The organism is Micrococcus sp. HMSC31B01, assembly GCF_001816085.1.
In the GTDB taxonomy this organism is placed as follows: Bacteria; Actinomycetota; Actinomycetes; order Actinomycetales; family Micrococcaceae; genus Micrococcus; species Micrococcus luteus.
This window is the reverse complement of record NZ_KV824829.1, coordinates 1-1161: the sequence shown is the minus strand read 5'-3', so window position 1 is coordinate 1161 and position 1161 is coordinate 1. Positions and strand designations below refer to the sequence as shown.

The 1161-nt window shown below is 73.9% G+C and carries 1 protein-coding gene and 1 riboswitch; the gene reads left to right on the top strand.

Annotation, left to right across the window (positions count from 1 at the left end; all coding sequences use genetic code 11):
- The first annotated feature begins 110 nt into the window (after positions 1-110).
- Positions 111-255: riboswitch (FMN riboswitch) on the top strand.
- Positions 256-337: 82 nt separating this feature from the next.
- Positions 338-1042: a nicotinamide riboside transporter PnuC gene (pnuC, locus tag HMPREF3105_RS00460; RefSeq protein ID WP_070708511.1), complete on the top strand. Its 705-nt coding sequence runs from the start codon at positions 338-340 to the stop codon at positions 1040-1042.
- Positions 1043-1161 lie beyond the last annotated feature (119 nt).

Genomic DNA, 1161 nt, shown 5'->3' with positions numbered 1-1161 from the left:
CCGCGCCTGCCACTGAGCCCGGCGACGCGGTCGCCCGGCCGCCGCGCCGGACGTCGCCCGACGTCTTCCGTCGTGCCCGGTCGGCCGGGCGTGCGATACTGCTGGACAGCAACGTGCTCCGAGATGCGGTGGAAGTCCGCACCGGCGGTGACAGCCCGCTAACCGCGCGGCCCGTCCTCATCCGAGGCGGTGCCGAGCGGCCTGACCGGTGGAATTCCGGTGCCGACCGTACAGTCGGGATGGGAGAGGCACGCGGCGGAGCCGTTCCGCGCCCTGCGCGGGAGGGCTGCGGAGCGCACCCCTCGGAGTCCCGACCCGAGGAGGTGGCGTCACGGTCATGGACTGGCTGGTGGACGCGTTCAACCGGACCATCCCGGTCGCGGGAGGCGGCCTGCTCATGCGCGAGGTGCTGGGCAACGTCTTCGGCCTCGCCTCCGCCCTGGGCGGCATGGCGCGCAGGGTCTGGGCCTGGCCCGTGGGCATCCTCGGCAACCTCATCCTCCTGACGGTCTTCCTCGCCTCCCTGTTCACGGGGGCCGATCACGCCACCCTGCTCGGCCAGGCCGGCCGACAGGTCATGTTCATCGCCGTCTCCGTCTACGGCTGGGCGCGCTGGCGTCAGGCCCGCCGGGGCCACGCCGAGGACGCTCCCGCCATCACCCCGGAGTGGGCCGGCTGGCGCGGGCGCGTGTTCCTCGTGACGGCCATGGCGGTCGGCACCGTCGCCCTCACCCCCGTGTTCCGCGCGCTGGGTTCGTGGGAGCCGGTGTGGGCGGACGCCTGGACGTTCGTGGGATCGCTGCTGGCGACCTACGGCATGGCGCGCGGCTGGGTGGAGTTCTGGCTGATCTGGGTGGCCGTGGACGTCGTCGGCGTGCCCCTGCTGTGGAGCACCGGCTACTACGCCTCGGCCGTGATGTACGCCTTCTACGGCGCCTTCACCCTGATCGGCTTCTTCGTGTGGCTGCGCGCCGCAGACCGGGACAAGCCCGCCGTGGAGACGCTGCTGCCGGACGGCCCCGAGGGGGACGTCGCCCGATGAACGCCGCCGAGACCCCGTCCGCCGACCCCATGGACCTCGCCGTCCACGCCGCGCTGCGCGGCGTGCGCGGCGCCAACCCCCTCGTCGGGGCCGTCCTGACCGACGAGGCCGGCCGCGTC